At 68.8% G+C, this 20,068-nt stretch carries 19 protein-coding genes and 1 pseudogene; 15 read left to right on the top strand and 5 right to left on the bottom strand.

Annotation, left to right across the window (positions count from 1 at the left end):
• Positions 1-89 precede the first annotated feature (89 nt).
• The 3 genes from ACXAID_RS05865 to ACXAID_RS05855 are packed head-to-tail and all read left to right on the top strand — an operon-like array spanning position 90 to position 6,069.
• On the top strand, positions 90-4,958 hold the full coding sequence (locus ACXAID_RS05865) for an NAD-glutamate dehydrogenase (RefSeq protein WP_475021246.1): 4,869 nt from the start codon (positions 90-92) through the stop codon (positions 4,956-4,958).
• Positions 4,955-5,374: an acyl-CoA thioesterase gene (locus ACXAID_RS05860; RefSeq protein WP_475021245.1), complete on the top strand. Its 420-nt coding sequence runs from the start codon at positions 4,955-4,957 to the stop codon at positions 5,372-5,374. The genes ACXAID_RS05865 and ACXAID_RS05860 overlap by 4 nt, the downstream gene beginning before the upstream one ends.
• Positions 5,371-6,069, top strand: coding sequence for a DUF8010 domain-containing protein (locus ACXAID_RS05855; protein ID WP_475021244.1), 699 nt, complete (start codon positions 5,371-5,373; stop codon positions 6,067-6,069). Before ACXAID_RS05860 ends, ACXAID_RS05855 begins: the two co-directional genes overlap by 4 nt.
• Before the next feature lie 4 nt (positions 6,070-6,073).
• On the opposite strand, the gene ACXAID_RS05850 is transcribed toward ACXAID_RS05855, so the two are convergent.
• Entirely contained in the window at positions 6,074-6,475 is a 402-nt protein-coding gene (locus ACXAID_RS05850) for a globin (RefSeq protein WP_475021282.1), read from the bottom strand.
• 167 nt (positions 6,476-6,642) lie between these two features.
• Between ACXAID_RS05850 and ACXAID_RS05845 the strand changes: the two genes are divergently transcribed.
• The 4 genes from ACXAID_RS05845 (at position 6,643) to ACXAID_RS05830 (ending at position 8,609) form a co-directional block, all read left to right on the top strand.
• Positions 6,643-7,296 (top strand): HNH endonuclease, encoded by a 654-nt coding sequence (locus ACXAID_RS05845; protein ID WP_475021243.1) that lies wholly within the window; start codon positions 6,643-6,645, stop codon positions 7,294-7,296.
• Between the two features lie 40 nt (positions 7,297-7,336).
• Positions 7,337-7,555, top strand: a complete 219-nt coding sequence (ctaJ, locus tag ACXAID_RS05840) for an aa3-type cytochrome oxidase subunit CtaJ (RefSeq protein ID WP_475021281.1) — start codon at positions 7,337-7,339, stop codon at positions 7,553-7,555.
• Positions 7,542-8,018 (top strand): DUF5130 domain-containing protein, encoded by a 477-nt coding sequence (locus ACXAID_RS05835; RefSeq protein ID WP_475021242.1) that lies wholly within the window; start codon positions 7,542-7,544, stop codon positions 8,016-8,018. The genes ctaJ and ACXAID_RS05835 overlap by 14 nt, the downstream gene beginning before the upstream one ends.
• A gap of 66 nt (positions 8,019-8,084) precedes the next feature.
• Positions 8,085-8,609 (top strand): EspA/EspE family type VII secretion system effector, encoded by a 525-nt coding sequence (locus ACXAID_RS05830; RefSeq protein ID WP_475021241.1) that lies wholly within the window; start codon positions 8,085-8,087, stop codon positions 8,607-8,609.
• Here the strand turns inward: ACXAID_RS05830 and ACXAID_RS05825 are convergent.
• Genes ACXAID_RS05825 through ACXAID_RS05815 form a run of 3 tightly spaced genes read right to left on the bottom strand, consistent with a single transcriptional unit; the run spans position 8,582 to position 12,095 of the window.
• Positions 8,582-8,977, bottom strand: a complete 396-nt coding sequence (locus tag ACXAID_RS05825; RefSeq protein WP_475021280.1) for an HNH endonuclease — start codon at positions 8,975-8,977, stop codon at positions 8,582-8,584. The genes ACXAID_RS05830 and ACXAID_RS05825 overlap by 28 nt on opposite strands.
• Positions 8,978-9,034: 57 nt before the next feature.
• Positions 9,035-11,620 carry an aminopeptidase N gene (gene pepN / locus ACXAID_RS05820; RefSeq protein WP_475021240.1) on the bottom strand — a complete coding sequence of 862 codons (2,586 nt, stop codon included), beginning with the start codon at positions 11,618-11,620 and terminating at the stop codon, positions 9,035-9,037.
• Between the two features lie 37 nt (positions 11,621-11,657).
• Positions 11,658-12,095: a DUF732 domain-containing protein gene (locus tag ACXAID_RS05815; RefSeq protein WP_475021239.1), complete on the bottom strand. Its 438-nt coding sequence runs from the start codon at positions 12,093-12,095 to the stop codon at positions 11,658-11,660.
• Between the two features lie 266 nt (positions 12,096-12,361).
• Here ACXAID_RS05815 and ACXAID_RS05810 point away from each other — a divergent pair, with 266 nt between their 5' ends.
• From ACXAID_RS05810 to ACXAID_RS05795, 4 genes are all read left to right on the top strand, one after another.
• The gene (locus ACXAID_RS05810; protein ID WP_475021238.1) at positions 12,362-12,979 is read left to right on the top strand and encodes a mycothiol-dependent nitroreductase Rv2466c family protein; all 618 of its coding nucleotides are present in this window, start codon (positions 12,362-12,364) and stop codon (positions 12,977-12,979) included.
• Between the two features lie 27 nt (positions 12,980-13,006).
• Positions 13,007-13,450, top strand: coding sequence for a nucleoside deaminase (locus tag ACXAID_RS05805; protein WP_475021237.1), 444 nt, complete (start codon positions 13,007-13,009; stop codon positions 13,448-13,450).
• A 157-nt stretch (positions 13,451-13,607) separates the two neighbouring features.
• Positions 13,608-14,081 carry a ribose-5-phosphate isomerase gene (locus ACXAID_RS05800; protein WP_475021236.1) on the top strand — a complete coding sequence of 158 codons (474 nt, stop codon included), beginning with the start codon at positions 13,608-13,610 and terminating at the stop codon, positions 14,079-14,081.
• A gap of 12 nt (positions 14,082-14,093) precedes the next feature.
• Positions 14,094-14,906 (top strand): Fpg/Nei family DNA glycosylase, encoded by an 813-nt coding sequence (locus tag ACXAID_RS05795; protein ID WP_475021235.1) that lies wholly within the window; start codon positions 14,094-14,096, stop codon positions 14,904-14,906.
• 10 nt (positions 14,907-14,916) lie between these two features.
• Here the strand turns inward: ACXAID_RS05795 and ACXAID_RS05790 are convergent, their stop codons facing one another.
• Positions 14,917-15,711 carry a DUF1542 domain-containing protein gene (locus ACXAID_RS05790; protein WP_475021234.1) on the bottom strand — a complete coding sequence of 265 codons (795 nt, stop codon included), beginning with the start codon at positions 15,709-15,711 and terminating at the stop codon, positions 14,917-14,919.
• A gap of 216 nt (positions 15,712-15,927) precedes the next feature.
• Here ACXAID_RS05790 and ACXAID_RS05785 point away from each other — a divergent pair, with 216 nt between their 5' ends.
• From ACXAID_RS05785 to ACXAID_RS05770, 4 genes and pseudogenes are all read left to right on the top strand, one after another.
• Complete coding sequence (locus tag ACXAID_RS05785) at positions 15,928-17,538, top strand: substrate-binding domain-containing protein (RefSeq protein ID WP_475021233.1); 1,611 nt, start codon at positions 15,928-15,930, stop codon at positions 17,536-17,538.
• Positions 17,539-17,547: 9 nt separating this feature from the next.
• On the top strand, positions 17,548-18,117 hold the full coding sequence (locus ACXAID_RS05780; RefSeq protein WP_475021232.1) for a hypothetical protein: 570 nt from the start codon (positions 17,548-17,550) through the stop codon (positions 18,115-18,117).
• 16 nt (positions 18,118-18,133) lie between these two features.
• Complete coding sequence (locus ACXAID_RS05775) at positions 18,134-19,261, top strand: hypothetical protein (RefSeq protein ID WP_475021231.1); 1,128 nt, start codon at positions 18,134-18,136, stop codon at positions 19,259-19,261.
• A gap of 224 nt (positions 19,262-19,485) precedes the next feature.
• Positions 19,486-20,068 (top strand): annotated as a pseudogene (locus tag ACXAID_RS05770) (hypothetical protein); the annotation flags it as partial.

Genomic DNA, 20,068 nt, shown 5'->3' with positions numbered 1-20,068 from the left:
TCGTCGTGCGGACCACGTAACCGTCACCCGCAGCGGCGCTCGGTTGCAGCCAACGGGGGCCGGTGCGCACGTGTGAGTAGGAGCGGCGAATGTCGTTGAACCCAGGGGCGATCGAGGGTCAGGTCGATGGGGAGGTGCCTCCCGATGTCGTCGACCGGCTGGTCCCGGCCTACCTCGAGACCTACCGGGGGCCGCACGGCGGCGCCCCGGGCGCCGAGGCGGCCGTCACCGGCCCGGTGAAGCGGCCGGGCGGGGGCGCGGTTCCCGAACCCGAGTTGGTCGAAGCGCAGTACCGGCTCGGCCGGCAAAGGCCGATGGGCACCACCCGGGTGGCGGTCTACGGCCCCGACGACTCCGGCGGGTTCGGACCTGCGCTGCAGATCGTGACCGACAACGCGACGTTGTTGATGGACTCGGTCACGGTGCTGCTGCACCGCCTCGGGGTGGCCTACACCGCGATCATGAACCCGGTGTTCGCGGTGCGTCGTGGCGCCGCCGGTGAGCTGCTGGACATCGCACCCAAATCGGATGCCGACTTCAGCGGCGGCGTGGACGAGACCTGGGTGCACGTCCAGCTGTCCTCGGCCGCGGACCGGCGAACGATCGACGAAGCCGAACAACTGCTGCCCAGGGTCCTCGCCGATGCCCGGCAGGTGGCGGTCGACTCCGCCGACATGGCCGCCACGGTGCGCAGGCTGGCCGCCGAACTCGACGGGGACAACGGGCGCCGCTTCCCCAGCGCCGACCGCAGGGACGTCGCGGCGCTGCTGCGCTGGCTCGCCGACGGGCACTTCGTGCTGCTGGGGTATCAGCGCTGCACCGTGCGCGACGGGGAGGCGACCGTGGAGAAGGGCAGCCGGCTGGGCGTGGTGCGGCTGCGCGAAACGGTGCTGCCGCAGCTGACCAGCCCGGGCGAGCTGCTGGCGCTGGCGCAGGGCACCATCCCCAGCTTCCTGCGGTACGGAAAGTACCCGCAGATCATCGTGGTCCGGGAAGAGGCCGACGAGGCCGGCGCCGACCCGATCGAGCACCGCTTCGTCGGCCTGTTCACCGTCGCGGCGATGAACGCGAACGTGCTCGACATCCCGCTGGTGTCCCGCCGGGTCGACGACGCGTTGGCGATGGCCCACCGGGACCCGAGCCATCCCGGACAGCTGCTGCTCGACATCATCCAGACCATTCCACGCTCGGAGTTGTTCGCGCTGTCGGCCCGTGCGCTGCTCGACATGGCGATGGCGGTGGTCGACCTGGGGGCGCGCCGGCGCACCCTGCTGTTCCTGCGGGCCGACCCGCTCGCGCATTTCGTGTCATGCCTGGTGTACCTGCCCCGGGATCGCTACACGACCGCGGTCCGGCTGCAGATGCAGGAGATCCTGGTCCGCGAACTCGGCGGGGAGAGCATCGACTACTCCGCGCGGGTCAGCGAATCGCCCTGGGCGCTTGTTCATTTCACGGTGCGTTTGCCCGAGGGTTCGCGCCTGAACGACATCGACGTCTCCGAAGACAACCAGGTGCGCATCCAGGATCTGCTCAGTGAAGCTGCGCGCACCTGGGGTGACCGGCTGCTGGCCGCCGCCCGTGAGGGCACCGTCGACCAGGTCACCGCCGAGCACTACGCCGGCGCGTTCCCCGAGGTGTACAAGCAGGCGATCTCGCCGCCGCACGCGCTGTCCGACATCGCGCTCATCGAAGATCTCGAGGACAACGCCGTCAAGCTGGTGCTCTCCGACAGCGACGAGACCGGTGTCTCCCATCTGATGTGGTACCTCGGCGGTCAGTCGGCCTCGCTGAGCCAGCTGCTGCCGATGCTGCAGTCGATGGGTGTCGTGGTGCTCGAGGAACGCCCGTTCACGGTGACCCGGCCCGACGGGCTGCAGGTGTGGATCTACCAGTTCAAGGTCTCGCCGCACTCCGACATTCCCGAGGCCCCGGCCGGACCGCAGCGCGATGCCGCCGCCGACCGCTTCGCCGACGCCGTCACCGCGATCTGGCGAGGTCATGCCGAGATCGACCGATTCAACGAGCTGGTGCTGCGGGCCGAGTTGAACTGGCAGCAGGTCGCCGTGCTGCGGGCGTACGCGAAGTACCTCAAGCAGGCCGGATTCCCGTACAGCCAACTGCGCATCGCCGAGGTCCTCAACGACAACGCCGCCACCGCCCGCTCGCTGATCACACTGTTCGAGGCGTTGTTCTGCCCGAGCGAGCACGCCGAGGACGGCGGGCACCGTCGCGACGCGCAGGCCGCCGTTGCTGCGGTCTCCGCCGACATCGACGCGCTGGTCAGCCTGGACACCGACCGGGTGCTGCGGGCATTCGCCTCGATGATCCAGGCCACCCTGCGCACCAATTACTTCGTCACCCAGCAGGATTCGGCCCGTGCACAGAACGTGCTGTCGTTCAAGCTCAGTCCCGAGCTCATCGACGAATTGCCCTTGCCACGGCCGAAGTTCGAGATCTTCGTGTACTCACCGCGGGTGGAGGGCGTGCACCTGCGATTCGGCTACGTCGCGCGCGGCGGGCTGCGCTGGTCGGACCGGCGGGAGGACTTCCGCACCGAGATCCTCGGCCTGGTCAAGGCGCAGGCGGTCAAGAACGCGGTCATCGTCCCCGTCGGGGCCAAGGGCGGCTTCGTCGTCAAGCAGCCCCCCGTCCGCACCGGCAACCCCGCCGTCGACCGCGAGACCACCAGGGACGAGGGGGTGGCCTGCTACCGGCTGTTCATCGCGGGCCTGCTCGATGTCACCGACAACGTCGACAAGGCATCCGGGGCGATCCTCACCCCACCCGAAGTGGTCCGGCGCGACGGCGACGACGCCTACCTGGTGGTCGCGGCCGACAAGGGCACCGCGACGTTCTCCGACATCGCCAACGAGGTCGCCATCTCCTACGGCTTCTGGCTGGGGGACGCGTTCGCCTCCGGCGGCTCGGTGGGCTACGACCACAAGGCGATGGGTATCACCGCCAAAGGCGCGTGGGAGTCGGTCAAGCGGCACTTCCGCGAGATGGGCGTCGACACCCAGTCCGAGGACTTCACCGTCGTCGGTGTCGGTGACATGAGCGGCGACGTGTTCGGCAACGGGATGCTGCTGAGCGAACACATCAGGCTGCTGGCGGCCTTCGACCACCGCCACATCTTCATCGACCCCGACCCGGACGCGGCGGCGTCCTGGCAGGAGCGCAAGCGGCTGTTCGACCTGCCCCGATCCAGCTGGGAGGACTACGACACCGCGCTGATCAGCGACGGCGGCGGCGTGTACAGCCGGCAACAGAAGTCGATCCCGGTCTCCGCCCAGGCGCGCGCGGCACTGGGCATCGACGACACCGTGTCGGAGCTGACGCCTCCGGCGCTGATGAAGGCGATCCTGCGGGCACCGGCGGATCTGCTGTTCAACGGCGGCATCGGCACCTACGTCAAAGCCGAGACCGAGGCCGACTCCGATGTCGGCGACCGCGCCAACGACGCGGTGCGGGTCAACGCCAACCAGGTGCGGGCGAAAGTCATCGGCGAGGGCGGCAACCTCGGTGTCACGTCGCTGGGCCGCGTCGAATTCGACCTGATCGGCGGCCGCATCAACACCGACGCACTGGACAACTCCGCCGGCGTCGACTGCTCCGACCACGAGGTCAACATCAAGATCCTGATCGACTCCCTGGTGACCGCGGGCAAGGTAGCCCCCGAGGACCGGACCGACCTGCTGCTGTCCATGACCGACGAGGTCGGCCGACTCGTGTTGGTGGACAACGAAAGCCAGAACGACCTGATGGGCACCAGCCGGGCCAACGCGGCCAGCCTGCTGTCGGTGCATTCACGCATGATCAAGCAGCTGGTGGATCACCGCGGCCTCAACCGGGAGCTCGAGGCGCTGCCGTCGGAGAAGGAGATCACCCGCCGCTCGGATGCCGGAATCGGGCTCACCTCACCGGAACTGGCCACCCTGATGGCGCACGTGAAACTGTCCCTCAAAGACGAGCTGCTGGCCGGTGACCTGCCCGACCAGGAGGTGTTCGCCGCGCGCCTGCCGTCCTACTTCCCGGTGACGCTGCGTGACCGGTTCGCCCCCGACATCCGCGCCCACCAGCTGCGGCGCGAGATCGTCGCGACCATGCTGGTCAACGACGTCGTCGACACGTCGGGCATCTCGTATGCCTTCCGGGTCACCGAGGACGTCGGAGTGGCCGCCGTCGATGCGATCCGCAGCTTCGTCGCCGCCGACGCGATCTTCGACCTGAACCGGGTGTGGCGGCAGATCCTGGCGGCCGGGGTGGCCGGAGTGTCGGTGGCGGTGACCGACCGGATGACCCTCGACCTGCGCCGGCTGGTCGACCGCTCGGCGCGCTGGCTGCTCAACTTCCGTCCCCAACCGCTGGCGGTCGGCGCCGAGATCAACCGGTTCGCCGAGAAGGTCGCCACGTTGACACCCCGGATGCCGGAATGGCTGCGCGGCGACGACCGGGCCATCGTGACCAAGGAGTCGAACGACCTGACCGCTCAGGGGGTGCCCGAGGACCTGGCGTTCGCCGTGGCCAGTGCGCTCTACCAGTTCAGTCTGCTCGACGTCATCGACATCGCCGACATCGTAGACCGGGACCCCGCCGAGGTCGCCGACACCTATTTCGCGCTGATGGATCACCTCGGCACCGACGGGCTGCTGACCGCGGTGTCCCGGCTGTCGCGCAAGGATCGTTGGCATGCGTTGGCCCGGTTGGCGATTCGCGACGACATCTACGCCTCGCTGCGGGCGTTGTGCTTCGATGTGCTCGCGGTAGGAGAGCCCGACGAAACCGGCGAGGAGAAGATCGCCGAGTGGGAGCTGACCAACGGTTCCCGGGTGGGCCGGGCCCGCCGCACCCTCTCGGAGCTCTACGACAGCGGTGAGCATGACCTGGCGACACTGTCGGTGGCCGCCCGCCAGATCCGCAGCATGACCCGGACCAGCGGCACGGGGTCCACCGCGTGAGCGCCCCGCACGGCTTCACCGCGCCGGTTCATGTGCGGTGGTCGGACATCGACATGTACCAGCACATCAACCACGCGACGATGGTCACCATCCTCGAAGAGGCCCGGATCCCGTTCCTGCGCGAACCCTTCGGTGCGGACATCGCCACGATCGGCCTGCTCATCGCCGAGGTGAACATCACCTACAAGGCCCAGCTGCGGCTGGTGGACTCCCCGCTGCAGGTCACCATGTGGTCCAAGCGGGTCAGGGCCGTCGACTTCACCGTCGGATACGAGGTCCGTTCGGTCGGCGCGGCGCCCGACTCGAAACCGGCCGTCATCGCCGACACCGTGCTTGCGGCGGTGCACGTCGAAGAGCAGCGGCTACAGCGGTTGTCGGATCAGCAACGGGAATACCTGCGGCACTGGATGCGATGACCGGCACCGAACGCGGACTGTGGCTGACCGACCCCGGCCACCGCGAAGACCTGTCCACCTTCGCCGAGCGGGCGCGCCGCCTCGACGACGCGGCGGTGGTGCGGCTGCGCGAACGGCCCGGCGGAATGGTCGTGGCCTGGTCCGCGACCGGGTTCGACGTGTTGGCCAGCCGGGTGGTCCAGGGGACGGTGCGACCCGCCGACCTGTGCGCCGGCGCCGATCAGCTCCTGGCCGGGCTGACCGACACGTCGAAGCGGGCATCCGACGGGTACGTCGATCCCGGCTTCGGCATGGATTCGGCATGGCGTGGCGTGCTGCCACCCGATACCGGGTTCGTCCACCTCGACGACGTTCCGGCCCGGGCGGTGCTCGGCCTCGCCCAGCGCGGCTCGACCCTGGCCCGCGAGCACTCCAGCGCGCACGGACCGCCCGCGTCGCTGCTGGACCAGGAGGTCGTCGACGTGTCCGCGGGAGACGACTCCGTCGGGGTCCCGATGCGGTGCGTGTTCGCCCTGACGGCGATGGGGTTCCTGCCCCAGGCCGCCGGGGTGTCCGAGTTCGCGCAGTTCGCGCCCGAATCGGTCAGCGCCGACGAGGTCGTCCGGGTGCGTGCCACGGCGGCATGGCTGCGGGTCGACGCGCGGTTCGGCAGCGTGTACCGCCGTCGCGGCGACCCCGCGGTGGTGCTGCGCTGAGGCTTCAGAACGGCGAGTTGACCATGGACTGCGCGGCCATCTCCAGGTAGGCGATCAACTCCTGGCGGTGGGCGTCGTCGAGGGTGTCGGAGTCGATCTCGGCGACCGCGGTGTGCATGCACCGCAACCACGCGTCCCGTTCCAGGAAGCCGATCCGGAACGGCACGTGGCGCATCCGCAGCCGTGGGTGACCGCGCTGATCGGAGTAGGTGCGCGGGCCGCCCCAGTACTGCTCGAGGAACATCCGCAGCCGGTCCTCGGCGCCGTCCAGGTCGTCCTCGGGGTAGAGCGGACGCAGGATCTCGTCCTCGCGGACCTGCTCGTAGAACCGTTTGACGATCGTGTGGAAGGTCTTGTGGCCGCCCACGGCGTCGTAGAACGACTGCTGCTTGCCGGCCGGATCCATCTGCGCGTCCATCACCGTCCATTGTGGGCCATCGCCGCGTCCGGGTTCGAAATGGCCGCGGTGCTGCGGTGCGGTCACGAGATGTTCATCGGACTGACCAGCGAACACAGTCGGAATTGTCGTGCGTTCGGTGCGGAATCGTGGTGGACTGTCACATCGGAGGACGTATGGCGCAGCGCAAGAACGGTCGCGGCCACCGGCACCACCGGGCCGCGACGGGCTCAACCGGGCCGACAACCAGCACCGCTCCGCGCCCGCTCCACAGCGTCGACACGGCGCCCAGCACCGGTCAGGAGACCTCGATCTGGGGCCGCAGACGGGTGCTGCTGCTGAACTCGACGTACGAACCGCTCACCGCGCTGCCGATGCGCCGGGCGATCATCATGATCATGTGCGGCAAGGCCGACGTCGTGCACGACGACCCCGTCGGCCCGGTGATCCACTCGGCGACCCGCACCGTCGTCGTCCCGTCGGTGATCCGGCTGCGCACCTACGTTCGGGTGCCCTACCGGGCCCGCATCCCGATGACCAGGGCCGCGTTGATGCACCGCGACCGGTTCCGCTGCGCCTACTGCGGCGGCAAGGCCGACACCGTGGACCACGTCATCCCGCGCAGTCGAGGTGGCAGCCATTCCTGGGAGAACTGTGTCGCGGCATGCTCGGGATGCAATCACCGCAAGGCCGACAAGCTGCTCACCGAACTGGGCTGGTCACTGCTGAGCACCCCGCTGCCGCCCCAGGGGCAGCACTGGCGGCTGCTGTCCAGCATCAAGGAATTGGACCCGGCCTGGGTCAGATACCTGGGTGAGGGAGCGGCCTGACCCGTCGGTGGGATACGGTTTGCACGTGAGCACTACTGCGATGTTGCACGCGAGTTTCGTGCTGGTCCCGTTGGCGCTTGCGGCGGTGTTGGCCCTGTTCATCTTCACCAAGAAGGGGCCTCATCCCGCGACGTTCGACATGTCCGAGCAGTGGACGCACGACCCGATCCTGTGGGCGGCCGACGAACCGGCCGAGCACGGTCACGGCGGCCACGGTTCACACCTGACGGTGGGAGGTGGCGCAAGTGGCAGGTGGTGAGGTCTCGACTGTCGCATCGACCGAGGTCGCCGAGCTGCCCCGCGGGTCGGCGATCACCGCGAGCGGCCGCATCTCGGCGGTCACCGAGCCCGGTGAACTGTCGGTGCACTACCCGTTCCCGACCATGGACCTGGTCGTCCTCGACAACGCCATGAAGTACGGCTCGCGCGCGGCCAAGGCCCGCTTCGCCGTCTACGTCGGCGACCTGGGCGCGGACACCGCGGCGACCGCCCGCGAGATCCTGTCCAGGGTGCCCACCCCGGACAACGCGGTGCTGCTGGCCGTGTCGCCGAACCAGAAGGCCATCGAGGTGGTCTACGGCTCGGAGGTCAGCGGCCGTGGCATCGAGGAGTCCGCCCCGCTCGGGGTGTCGGCTGCCGCCGCGTCGTTCAAGGAAGGCAACCTGATCGACGGTCTGATCAGCGGTATCCGGGTGCTCTCGGCCGGCGTCTCGCCACGCTGACGAATTTGGTGCGTCGACCTGTCTCCCGGCGGCCCTAGACTCGTCTGCGAGGGAGGGAGCTGGCCGATGGGCGTGCTGGACGCGTTCCTGGCGACGTGGTCGAGGGCGCGTGCCACGTTCGGCGACGGCGTTCCGCAGGACGGCTCGGCTTACGACGAGAGTCCGACACTGTTGGCGCTGCAGGCCGAACTTCAGCACGCCGGGTCCGGGCAGCAGTGGACCGGTCCCGGTGCGGAGGTCTATGCGGCCGCCAGCGCGAAGCAGGCCACGGTGCTCGGCGATGCCGCCCGGCTGGACCGGATGTTGCGTGCCGAGGTCGACAGGTCGGCCGAAATCGTCGCCGCGGCCCGGCGCGAGCTCGACGGCGTTCGCGAGTGGGTGCTCAGCGTCGCGTCACGGGTGCCGCCGACCGCCGAGGGTGACCGGATGCTCTACCCCGCGGTGAGTCGGGGGTCGGCGGAGATCGCCGAGATCGTCGAACGCTGCACCGCTGACATGGCGTCGATCTCCACCCGCATCGGGGGGATCGGCGCGCAGTATCAGGCGCTGGGTGGCGACCACGGTCAGCGAGCGGGTTCTCCGGAGGCCTGAGCAGTCAGCTCCGCACGAATCTGCACGTAGCGCTCGAGGAAGCGCCGTTCGTCGAGCCTCTTGCGGCGCAGCCAGCCGGTGACCTCGTCGTTGCACTTGCTGGCGTTGCACGCCGCGCAGGCGGGCACCACGTTGTCGATCGTGTAGCGCCCGCCCCGCGAGATCGCCATCACGCAGTCGCGCTGCAGCGTCGTGCCGGTGGCCCCGCAGTAGGCGCACCCGTTCCAGGCGGCTTTGATCGCACCCCACTGCTGGTCGGTGAGGTCGTTGTCGACGGCGGCGACCCGGCGCTGGCGTCGTCGCGCGGCCCGGGCCCGGCGACTGTTCCTGGCCGGCACACCCAGAGCATGCTCCGCGAGCGTGCGCAAAGTCGGCTGGCGACCCGGCGTGTCGCCGTCGAACACGCACGCTCGCGGGGGTTCGGGCTAGGTGGTGTCGAAGGTGCGGGCCCGCAGCGACCGCTCCACGCCGGCTCGTCCCTCGAGCACCAGCCGGCGCAGCGCCGGCGGCACCTCGGGATCGGACAGGAACCGATCCGCGGCGTCGAGCGCCTCCGCGCTGATGTCCCACGACGGGTACAGCCCGACCACGACGGTCTGGGCGACCTCGCTGGACCGGCGCTGCCACACCGCCGAGATCGTGCTGAAGTACCGGTCCCGGAACGGGGCGAGCACCTCGCCCTGGCCTGGCTGTACGAAACCGCCGATGATCGCCCGGGCGGTGATGTTGGCCAGCGTGTCGTCCTCGACGACCTGCTGCCACGCCGCCTCCTTGACCGCCGGCTGCGGCCGGGCCGCTGCAGCGGCCGCAGCGTGGCGTCGTCCCGCGGCGGTGCGGTCGGCCTCGGACTCGGCGTCGATCATCGGGGTCTGGCCGCCGTCGGCGTCGATCACCCCGGCGCGCGCCAGCGCGGTCACGATGCGCCAGCGCAGATCGGTGTCGATGACCAGACCGGCCAGGTTCACCTCCGCGGGCTCGTTGTCCAGCAGAGTCGACAGCACCGCGACGTGGTTGGGGGAGAGCACCGAGCTGCACAGCGCGTTGACGAAGGCCAGCTGATGATCCGAGCCGGGCGCGGATTCGCGGGCCAGGTCGAGCAATTTGTCCCCGAACGCGGGCCAGCCGTACTCGGCCGCCCACGCCGGGTCGGAGTACGACCCCAGCGCGGTCTGTGCCTGCAGTACAAGGCGTTGTGCCACACCCACTTCCGATTCGGCGTGCAGACCGCTCATCACCAGGGCAACGAAGTCGCGGGCGCGCAACTCGGCGTCGCGGGTCATCTCCCAGGCTGCCGACCACGCCAACGTGCGGGGCAGGGGCTCGGCGATGTCGGCGATGCGGGTCAACACCGTCTGCAGCGATTCGGGATCCAGGCGCAGCGAGCAGTAGGTCAGGTCGTCGTCGTTGACCAGGATCAGCTTGCCGCGCGGAACACCTTGCAGGGCAGGCACATCGGTGCTCGCCCCGTCGACGTCGAGCTCCTCGCGGTGCACCCGCACCAACTTGCCCGAGGCGTCCTCGTCGTAGACGCCGACGGCAAGGCGGTGTACCCGGGTCTCACCGGCTCCCGGCTTGGCGCCGCCCTGGTCGATGACGAAACGGGTGAACCTGCCGTCGGAGTCGACGTCGAAGTCCGGCCGCAGGGTGTTCAACCCGGTGGTCTTGAGCCATTGGCGGCCCCAGCCCGACAGGTCCCGGCCCGACGACTTCTCCAGTGCGCCCAGCAGGTCACCGAAGGTCGCGTTGCCGAACGCGTGGTCGCGGAAATAGTCGCGCAGCCCGGCAAGAAAGGCCTCCAGCCCGACGTAGGCCACCAGCTGCTTGAGCACACTGGCGCCCTTGGCGTAGGTGATGCCGTCGAAGTTGACCTCGACGGCGTGCAGGTCGGGGATCTCGGCGGCCACCGGATGGGTGGAGGGCAGCTGGTCCTGCCGGTAGGCCCACGACTTCTCCACGTTGGCGAACGTCGTCCAGGCCTGGGTGTACTCGGTGGCCTCGGCCTGGCACAGCACCGAGGCGAACGTGGCGAAGGACTCGTTGAGCCACAGGTCGTCCCACCACTGCATGGTGACCAGGTCGCCGAACCACATGTGCGCCATCTCGTGCAGCACGGTCTCGGCCCGGCGCTCATAGGAGTACCGGGTCACCTTGGACCGGAACACGTAGTCCTCCAGGAAGGTGACCGCGCCGGCGTTCTCCATCGCGCCGGCGTTGAACTCCGGCACGAAGAGCTGGTCGTACTTGCCGAACGCATACGGAGTGCCGAAGTTGTCGTGGTAGAAGCCGAAGCCCTGCTTGGTCTCGGTGAACAGCCGCTCCGCGTCCATGAACTCGGCCAGCGATGTGCGGCAGAAGATGCCCAGCGGGATGTCGCTGTGGTCATCGGAGTACACGTCGTCCCACCGGGCGTAGGGGCCGGCGATCAGTGCGACCAGATAGGTGCTCATCCGCGGGGTGGCCTTGAAGGTGTGCTTCTTCGCCGGACCGTCGTCGGCGACCTCGAACGTCGCGCCGTTGGAGATCACCTCCCAGTGCGCAGGCGCGGTGACGGTGATGTCGAAGGCCGCCTTCAGGTCGGGCTGGTCGAAGCAGGCGAACATCCGCTTGGCGTCGGCGGTCTCGAACTGCGAGTACAGGTACACCTCGTCGTCGACCGGGTCGACGAACCGGTGCAGTCCCTCGCCGGTGTTCGAGTAGCGGCAGTCCGCGTCGACGACGACCACGTTGTGGGCGGCCAGACCGGTCAGCGGGATCCCGGTGGATTCGTCATAGCCCGACACGTCGATGTCGGCGCCGTTGAGCGTTGCGCTGCGGATGGTCTCGGCGGCGAGGTCGAGGTAGGTGTCGGCGCCGGCCAGTGCCTCGAATTCGACGGTGGTGACCGACCGGAACGTCTTCTCGCTCGGCTTTCCGGCACCGTCGGTGAGGTCCAACGCGATGTGATAGCTGTCGACGGTCACCAGCGCGGCGCGCTCAGCGGCCTGGTCCTGGGTCAGATTGGGGAGTGCCACGACCGTCAACAGTAATCGGCCGTGGCGGCGCCGGGTACTACTGCCCTGTCCCCAGCAACGCGGACAGGGCCGGAAGGGCGTCGGTGCCGGCGCGGGTGCCGATCCCGGTGGCCGCCACCCCCGGCAGCCCGCCCAGCTGGTTGAGCACGCTGCCGTCGGTGACCGAGGCCAGCATCGCCGGACAGTACATCTGGATGGCGACCCCGGCGAAGAACGCGGCCATCTGCGGCGGGACGCCGTTGTCGCGCACCTTGGCGACCGCCGAGGCGAACGTCTTGCCCGGCTCGACCAGCAGCGAACAGATGGACTCGCCCAGTGAGGCGGTGTCGATCGGGTTGGCGTAGTCGATGCCGGCGGCCGAGAGCCTGCTCAGGAAATCGGTGTCGGTGTCGGCATGTGCGGGTGCCACCGCGATTGCCGGTGCGGCCAGCAGGGTGGCGCACGCGGCCACGGTGGTCTTGACGCGGATCGCCATCTGCAGCTCCTGAACGGTTGGGGGCTTGGGAGGCGTCGTCACGGTCCTGATCGGCGCCCGGATCAACCATTGATCACAGAGGTAACTTCCGTAACACGGTTGGGTCACGGGTTGCTCCCTATGCGTTTCCTGAACGCGATTTCCTCACCGCGTGTGCTTGTGCGCATAGTTGAGGGGTCCGGCCGGGAACACCCCGAGGTGCCCGTCAGTTGTGTTGGACGAAGTCCTTCGAGCCTGATCGATCGTTTCAAGGAGTGACAAACGCAATGTCGTCGACCTCGCAGAAATCCCGCGCCGACTTCTGGTTCGACCCGCTGTGCCCGTGGTGCTGGATCACCTCCCGCTGGATCCTCGAGGTGGAGAAGGTGCGCGACATCGACGTCAACTTCCACGTCATGAGCCTGGCGGTGCTCAACGAGGGCAGGGAGCTGCCCGAGGAATACCAGCAGATGATGACCAAGGCGTGGGGCCCGGTGCGCGTCGCGATCGCCGCCGAGCAGGCCAAGGGAGCAGACGTGCTCGGCCCGCTCTACACCGCGATGGGAACCCGGATCCACAACCAGGAGAACAAGGACTTCGATCAGGTGATCAAGGAATCCCTCGACGAGGTCGGGCTGCCCGCCGAACTGGCCGAGGCCGCGACGTCGCAGTTCTACGATCAGGACCTGCGTGACAGCCACCACGCCGGCATGGACGCCGTCGGCGAGGACGTCGGCACCCCGACCATCCACGTCAACGGGGTGGCGTTCTTCGGCCCGGTGCTCTCCCGAATCCCGCGCGGTGAAGAGGCGGGCAAGCTCTGGGACGCGTCGGTGACCTTCGCCTCCTATCCGCACTTCTGGGAGCTCAAGCGCACCCGCACCGAGTCGCCCGTCTTCGACTGAGCGGCCCGCACCGGCCGGCGAGCAGCGATGAACACCCCCGGGCAGATGCTTGACGTCGCCGTCGAGGAGGCCCGAAAAGGCCTGTCCGAGGGCGGCATACCGATCGGGGCGGCGTTGTTCGCCGCCGACGGAACGCTGTTGGGCAGCGGCCACAACCGGCGGGTCCAGCTCGACGATCCGTCGATCCACGCCGAGACCGACGCGTTCCGCAACGCGGGCCGTCAGCGCGGCTACCGCTCGACGACCATGGTGACCACCCTGTCGCCCTGCTGGTACTGCAGCGGCCTGGTGCGGCAGTTCAACATCGGGTCGGTGGTGATCGGGGAGAGCCGGACGTTCACCGGTGGTCACGACTGGCTGGCCGAACACGGGGTGTCGGTCGTGGTCGTCGACGACGAGCGCTGTGTGGCGCTGATGCGGGATTTCATCGCGACCAGCCCGGATCTGTGGGCGGAGGACATCGGCGAATGAATGTGGTTGCCGGGGTGGATCGTCGCTGGTGGCCGACCGTGACGTTGTCCTCACGTTCGCCGGGTCCTCACGTTCGCCGGCGAGGGTGAAGATGGCGGCACGTTCGCGGGCCGATGCTCGGAACCGGCGCCGGTGACAGGGCAGTAGGGTAAGCGCCATGCGCGTCTACCTCGGTTCTGACCACGCCGGATACGAGCTCAAGCAGGTAATCGTCGAGCACCTCGCGGCGACGGGCCACGAGCCGGTCGACTGCGGGGCGTTCAGCTACGACGCCGAGGACGACTACCCCGCCTTCTGCATCGCCGCTGCGGAGAAGACGGTGGCCGACCCGGGCAGCCTGGGCATCGTGCTCGGCGGGTCGGGCAACGGCGAGCAGATCGCGGCGAACAAGGTGCCCGGCGCCCGCTGCGCGCTGGCGTGGAGCACCGAGACCGCGTCACTGGCCCGTGAACACAACAACGCGCAGCTGATCGGCATCGGCGGCCGCATGCACACCACCGAGGAGGCGCTGGCCATCGTCGACGCCTTCCTGGGCACGGCGTGGTCGCAGGCCCCGCGCCATCAGCGCCGCATCGACATCCTGGCCGAATACGAGAAGACCCACGTGGCGCCGCCCGTTCCCGGCGCCTGATCCAGCGCCTGCATGCCCGAGGGCCACACGCTGCACCGGCTGGCACGGCAGCACCAACGCCGATTCGGCCGCGCACCGGTCGTGGTGTCCAGCCCGCAGGGTCGTTTCGTCGACGGCGCCGCAGCAGTGAGCGGCCGGGTGTTCACCCGGGCCAGCGCCTGGGGTAAGCATCTTTTCCACCACTACGAGGGTGGCCGGGTCGTGCACGTGCACCTGGGTCTGTACGGCACCTTCACCGACTGGCCGGTGCCCGACAGCGGTGTCGAACCCGAACCGACCGGCCAGATCCGGATGCGGATGATCGGCACGGAACTGGGCACCGACCTGCGCGGACCCACGGTGTGCGAGGTGATCGCGGAGCCGGAGATCGCCGACGTGGTCGCCAGGCTGGGGCCGGACCCGCTGCGTCCGGACGCCGATCCGGCACCGGCATGGCGACGGATCAGCAAGTCCCGCAGAGCCATCGGCGCGCTGTTGATGGACCAGGCGGTGATCGCGGGGGTGGGCAACGTGTACCGCAGCGAACTGCTGTTCCGGCACCGGATCGATCCGTTCCGGCCCGGCACGACGATCGGCGCCGACGAGTTCGAGGCGATGTGGAGCGATCTGGTCGCGCTGATGAAGATCGGGGTGCGCCGCGGCAAGATCGTCGTGGTGCGGCCCGAACACGATCACGGGCCGCCGTCGTACCGGCAGGGCCGGCCCCGGACCTATGTGTACCGCCGCGCCGGCGACCCGTGCCGGGTGTGCGGTGCCACGATCCGGACCACCGAACTGGAGGGCCGCAACCTGTTCTGGTGCCCGCAGTGCCAGGCTCCGGACTGAGCGCGGCTCGCTAGAACCCGAACCCGCCGAGATCTCCGCCGAAGTCGCCGCCACCGAACTCGCCGCCGCCCCAGTCGCCGCCGGAATCCCAGCCGCCGGCACCGCCGTCGAAACCGCCGCCGTCGCCGGCGGCCATGCCGTCGGCGAACCCTTCGCCGTAGCCGTTCTCGAAGCCCTGGGCGCCGTAGCCGACGCCGGCCATCCCGGAGAACAGCGTGCTGAACAACAGCACCGAACCGACACCCCAGGCGCCGGCGACCAGCGCGGGCTTCCACCACGGCTCGGAGTACCAGCCCGCCGGAACCGGGCGTCCGGCGACCCGGCCGCCGGGGTAGTAGTTCGGGGTGCGCTCCGACGGTGCGGGCGACGCCTCGATCTGGCGGCCCTCGAACTCGATGCTGCGGTCCTCGGTGACGGTGCCGGCGCTGCGCTGACCGTTGAGCGACTCCAACTCCGGACCGGGATCCATGCCCATCGCGGTGCGCGCGGCCCGGATGTAGTACAGGCCCTCCATCGCGCTTTCCTTGGCCAGCTCGGCCTGCCGCGGCGTGGTGGCCTGTTCGATCTGGGAGGACGCCGCCGTGTAGCGCTCGGACGCGTCGGCGAGGGCCTGCCTGGCGGCGTCGTCGGTGGCCGACAGGGCGAACACCTGGCCGCCGAGCCGCTCGATGACGCGGCGGGCGTCGGCCTGGGCGTCGGACAGCGACGCCGCGTTGCGCTGACCGGAGGCCTTCGAGGTGGCGTACACCGCGATGCCGATCGCGGCCACGACCAACAGGATGAGAACGAGGAGGGCGCCTTCCATGGCTCTCAGCGTACCGACAGGATCCGTCGGCTCCCGGGGTGCGAACTCGCGGGCTCCAACCGGCCTTGCGGCGCAGTTCATGACGCTTCGGCTCCAGCCAGCCTGCCCGCACCGGGCCTTGTAGAGTCCTGAGCGGGTGAAAATCGGATAGCTGTGGAGCGTGGTCCACGGGGAAGGCCCAGCATGCGTAGCACTCTCGTCGCTGCCCTGTCATTGGTGATCTTGATCGTCGCGGGCTGCTCCGGAGGCGGCGACGGCGAGGACGCCCCGCTGCGCTACGACGACGACCCCGACGTCCTCAACATCGTGATGGGCTCCGAACAACGCCTGGTGTTCAGCGAGATCGTTCGCCCGTGGTGCGAGGACAACGGGCTGACCTGCAACCCGACCGAGCTGGGGTCGGTCGACCAGGCCAACATGCTCAGCGAGAGCTGTACGGACCTGCCGCCCTACGACGCCTTCTGGTTCGCCTCCACGGTTTTCGAGCAGCTCGGCGACGACCGCTGCGGCAACCTCGCCGACTCGGCCCCGATGTTCTCCTCGCCGATCGTGTTCGCCGGCTGGCAGCAGTCCATGGATCGCCTCGGGTTCACCCCCGGCAGCGACACGTCGATCACCCAGATCCTCGACGCCATCGAGTCCGACCGGGTGAAGGTGTGGATCACCAACCCCACCCAGTCGAATTCCGGCGCCACGGTGTTCTTCGCCTTCCTCAACCATTTCGCCGGGAATCCGCCCGGTCAGGCGCTCACCCAGGAGCAACTCGACTCCGAGCCGGTGCGCAGCGGCGTCACCGAGCTGATGACCAAGTTCTCCAACACCCCGCCGTCGACGGGCACCATGATGCGCGAGTGCGCCGCGTCTCCGGACCGGTGCGAGGCCGTGTTCACCTATGAGGCCCTGGTCATCGAAACCAATCTCGAGCGGGTCGAGCAGGGGCTCGAACCGATGACGGTCGTCTACCCGCAGGGGTCGCTGGCCTTCGCCGATTCGCCGCTGGGATTTCTGCCGCACGGCGACAACAGCGAGAAGAAAGCGAACTTCGAGAAGCTGCAGAGCTATCTGCTCAGCCAGCCGGCCCAGGACAAACTTCTCGAGCTCGGCCGCCGGCCCGTCAACAGCAGGGGGCTGTCGCTGCCGAACCTGCCGCCGAAAATCCGCGACGACGTGTTCCGCAGCGAATGGGGCATCGTCACCGACCGTCAGGAACAGCCGATCCGCTTCCCCTCGGCCTCGGTGATCGAGAACGCGCTCTACAACTACAACACCGTCTACCGCCAGCCCGGGAACTTCGTCTACTGCATCGACGGATCGGGAAGCATGGACGGTGCGGGCTGGGCCGGGGTCGAGGACGCCGCCGACATCCTGTTCGACCCGGCCAACGCGCGGAAATACCAGCTGCTGGCCAACCCGAAGGACAGCACCACGGTGTTCATCTTCGACGACGGCATCAAAGGCGGTCCGTGGACGGTCGACGGCAACGGCCGCGACGACCTGCTCGACCTTCGGCAGAGGATCGTCGACGCCGACCCGGGAGGGGGCACCGACCTGCGTGGCTGTCTGGCCCGCGCGATCGAGGTGTTCCGCGGCTACGGAGAGGACCCCCGCAAGAAGGCCGTCGTGCTGCTCACCGACGGCCAGGACGACAACGACGACCAGGCCCCGATCAACACCCTTGCCGCGATGGGGATCCCGGTCATCGCCATCGGACTGGGATCGGTCAACGAATACGACCTGCGCGATGTCATCGCCGCCGGCACCGACGGCACCTTCATCCACAAGGACAACGTCGTCAGCGCGCTGCGCGACGCCGCAGGGTTCCGGTAGGCCGCCGTGATGTCCCCGTCGCAGCGCACCACCTTGATCGCACTGGCCGCCGGTGCGGCGGGGTTCGTCGTGCTGTTCGCCTTCGGAGTGGGCTGGCTGGTTGCCGCCGGGCTGGCCGCTGCGCTGGCGGTGTCGGTGTGGTTCACCCTGAATTACCTGAGCCCCACCGACGCCCAGGGCGAGCTGGACGACAATCTGCACCGCCTCGACGCCTGCGCGGGCCGGATCCGGGCATTGAGCCTGCAGGTCAGCGACGACCAGACCCGGACGTCGCTGCAGGCCGGATGCGATGCGATGCCGGGCATGGTCGAGCTCATCCGGGCCCGTGACGTCCGGGTGGCGGTACCGCTGTCGCAGCGGAGCCTGCTCTACGTCAAGGACGTCGCGGCCACCCTCGAGGACTACCTCGACGTCCAGCACCGTGCCGACTCCGAGTACATCAGGCTCGGCCAGCGCGAACTCACGCGGTTCGCGTCGTTCACCGCTCAACCCGACCGGGAGTTGTCCGAGCAGAAGATGAACGAATACATCAGCTCGTTGACGTCGCTGAATCTCAACCCACCGCCGGAGCTGTCGTGACCGGGCGGATCAGACGATGAAGAGGTCCAAGGGCGCGTTCTACGTGGGGTTGGTGGGCATCGTCGTGGTGCTCGTCGCCGCGGTGGTGGTCATCCTGATGTCGCGCGGTGACGATGCGCAGGCCGGCGACGGGGTCACCACGATCACCTGCCTGGGAGGTTCGGAGAAGGAAGACCTGATGAAGGATCCCGAGGTCAGGCAGATCCTGCGGGACTCCTACGGCATCGAGGTCGATTTCAACTCCACGGGTTCCTACCGGCAGGTGCAGATCCCGGCCGAGGAGCTCAAGGAGAACGACATCGACTGCCTGTGGCCGTCCTCGGCCAGCGCGCAGGCGATCTTCGAGGGTTCGGGAACGGCCAAGGCTTTCGGCAACGACTACGAAGCCGCCTCGGTGCTGCAGTCACCGGAGGTCCTCTACGCCAATCGGGAGGCCGCCGACGGGCTGGTGCGGACGGGTCTGGTGCAGGTCCGCGACGGCGTCTACTACCTGGTCGACCTGCGCCGCCTGCTCGAGGACTATCTGCTGCAGGGCAAGACGTGGGCCGACGTCGGCGTGAACATCCCCTCGGGGCCGTTGTTGATCAACAGCAGCGACCCGGCGAGCTCGAATTCCGGGATGACGCTCGCACAGCTGGAATTGGCGACGGTGGCCTCGGGTGACCCCTATCAGCCGGCTACGCCGGCGCAGGCGCAGGCCTCGCTGGCGAAGGTCAAGGCGCTGGTGGAGTCGCAGGGCTTGATGCGCAAGGGTTCCGACAGCGCCTTCGAGCAGTGGGTCATCCAGCAGACCGGTGGGCTGTTGGCCGGCTACGAGAACCAGTTGCTGCAGTGGATCACCACCCGGAACCAGGGGGTGGTGCCCGAGGGGATCGTCACGATCTATCCCGAGCCGACGATCTTCAACGACCACCCGATCCTGGCGCTCACCGAGCCCGCCGCCCGGCTGATCGAGGCGATGGAGGACGACGCGGTGCAGCAGATCGCCTGGCAGCGTTACGGTTTCCGGTCCGGAACCCGGGTGCTCGAGCAGGCCTTCGAGGGGGTCGCCGTGCCGCCGACCCGGGATCTGAAGAAGACCCAGGCGCCGGGCTACGAGGTCACCAAGCTGCTGCTCGACTGTTTCGTCGACAACCGGTGCTGAGCGCCCGGAGACGGGCTCAATATTGATGGTTTCGTCAGAAACGATTGACTGACTTCATCTTCATATGTGAGGATTTCGTCAGTAAATCGCTGATGCCTAGGTGAGTGACGTTGCCGGGCCAGCACACCGGGCGGCGGGTCGGCTCCACACGTCTTGGTTCGGCTCCTTGTGGGGCGCGCGATACCCGGCACAGGTTCGACGCTGTCGAGGACGGGGTGTGATCGATGATGGCCAGGCGTGCTTTCCCACGCGTAGCAACCGGCGGCGTCGCGATCGCCGGAGCGGCCGTTCTGTTGGCCGCGACACCGGATTCGGCGCGCGCCGACACCAACGGGCAGTCGGACGTGGTCTCGGCGGACACGGCATTGCCGGCGGTGCCGATGACTCCCGCGATGGAACCGTGGTGGCTTCAGGAAGGGAGCAGTCTCTTCGGACCGGCCGGTGGTTCGACGGCTGCCGACGCGGAGGCGGCCGTGGACAGCGTGGGAGGCTCGCGGCCGCTGGTCGGCCCGGGTGGGTGGCTGATCGGCAACGGACTCGACGCCTCCGCGGACTGCGTGGGCGCCGCCTGCAACGGCCAGGACGGGGGAATCCTGTGGGGCAACGGCGGCGACGGCGCCAACGGCGGCAACGGCGGCAACGCCGGGTTGATCGGTAACGGCGGCAACGGGGGCGACAGCCTGGTGGTTGGGCTGGCCGGAGGGCGCGGCGGCGACGGCGGCAGCTTCATCGGAGACGGTGGGGACGGCGGCGACGGCGGCGACGGTGCGCCCGGCGCAGCGGGTGCGGCCGGTGGCGACGGAGGCA

It is taken from the genome of Mycobacterium sp. ABE4_509 (assembly GCF_056160785.1).
The sequence above is the reverse complement of the archived record's forward strand: the minus strand, read 5'-3'. Positions and strand labels throughout refer to the sequence as shown.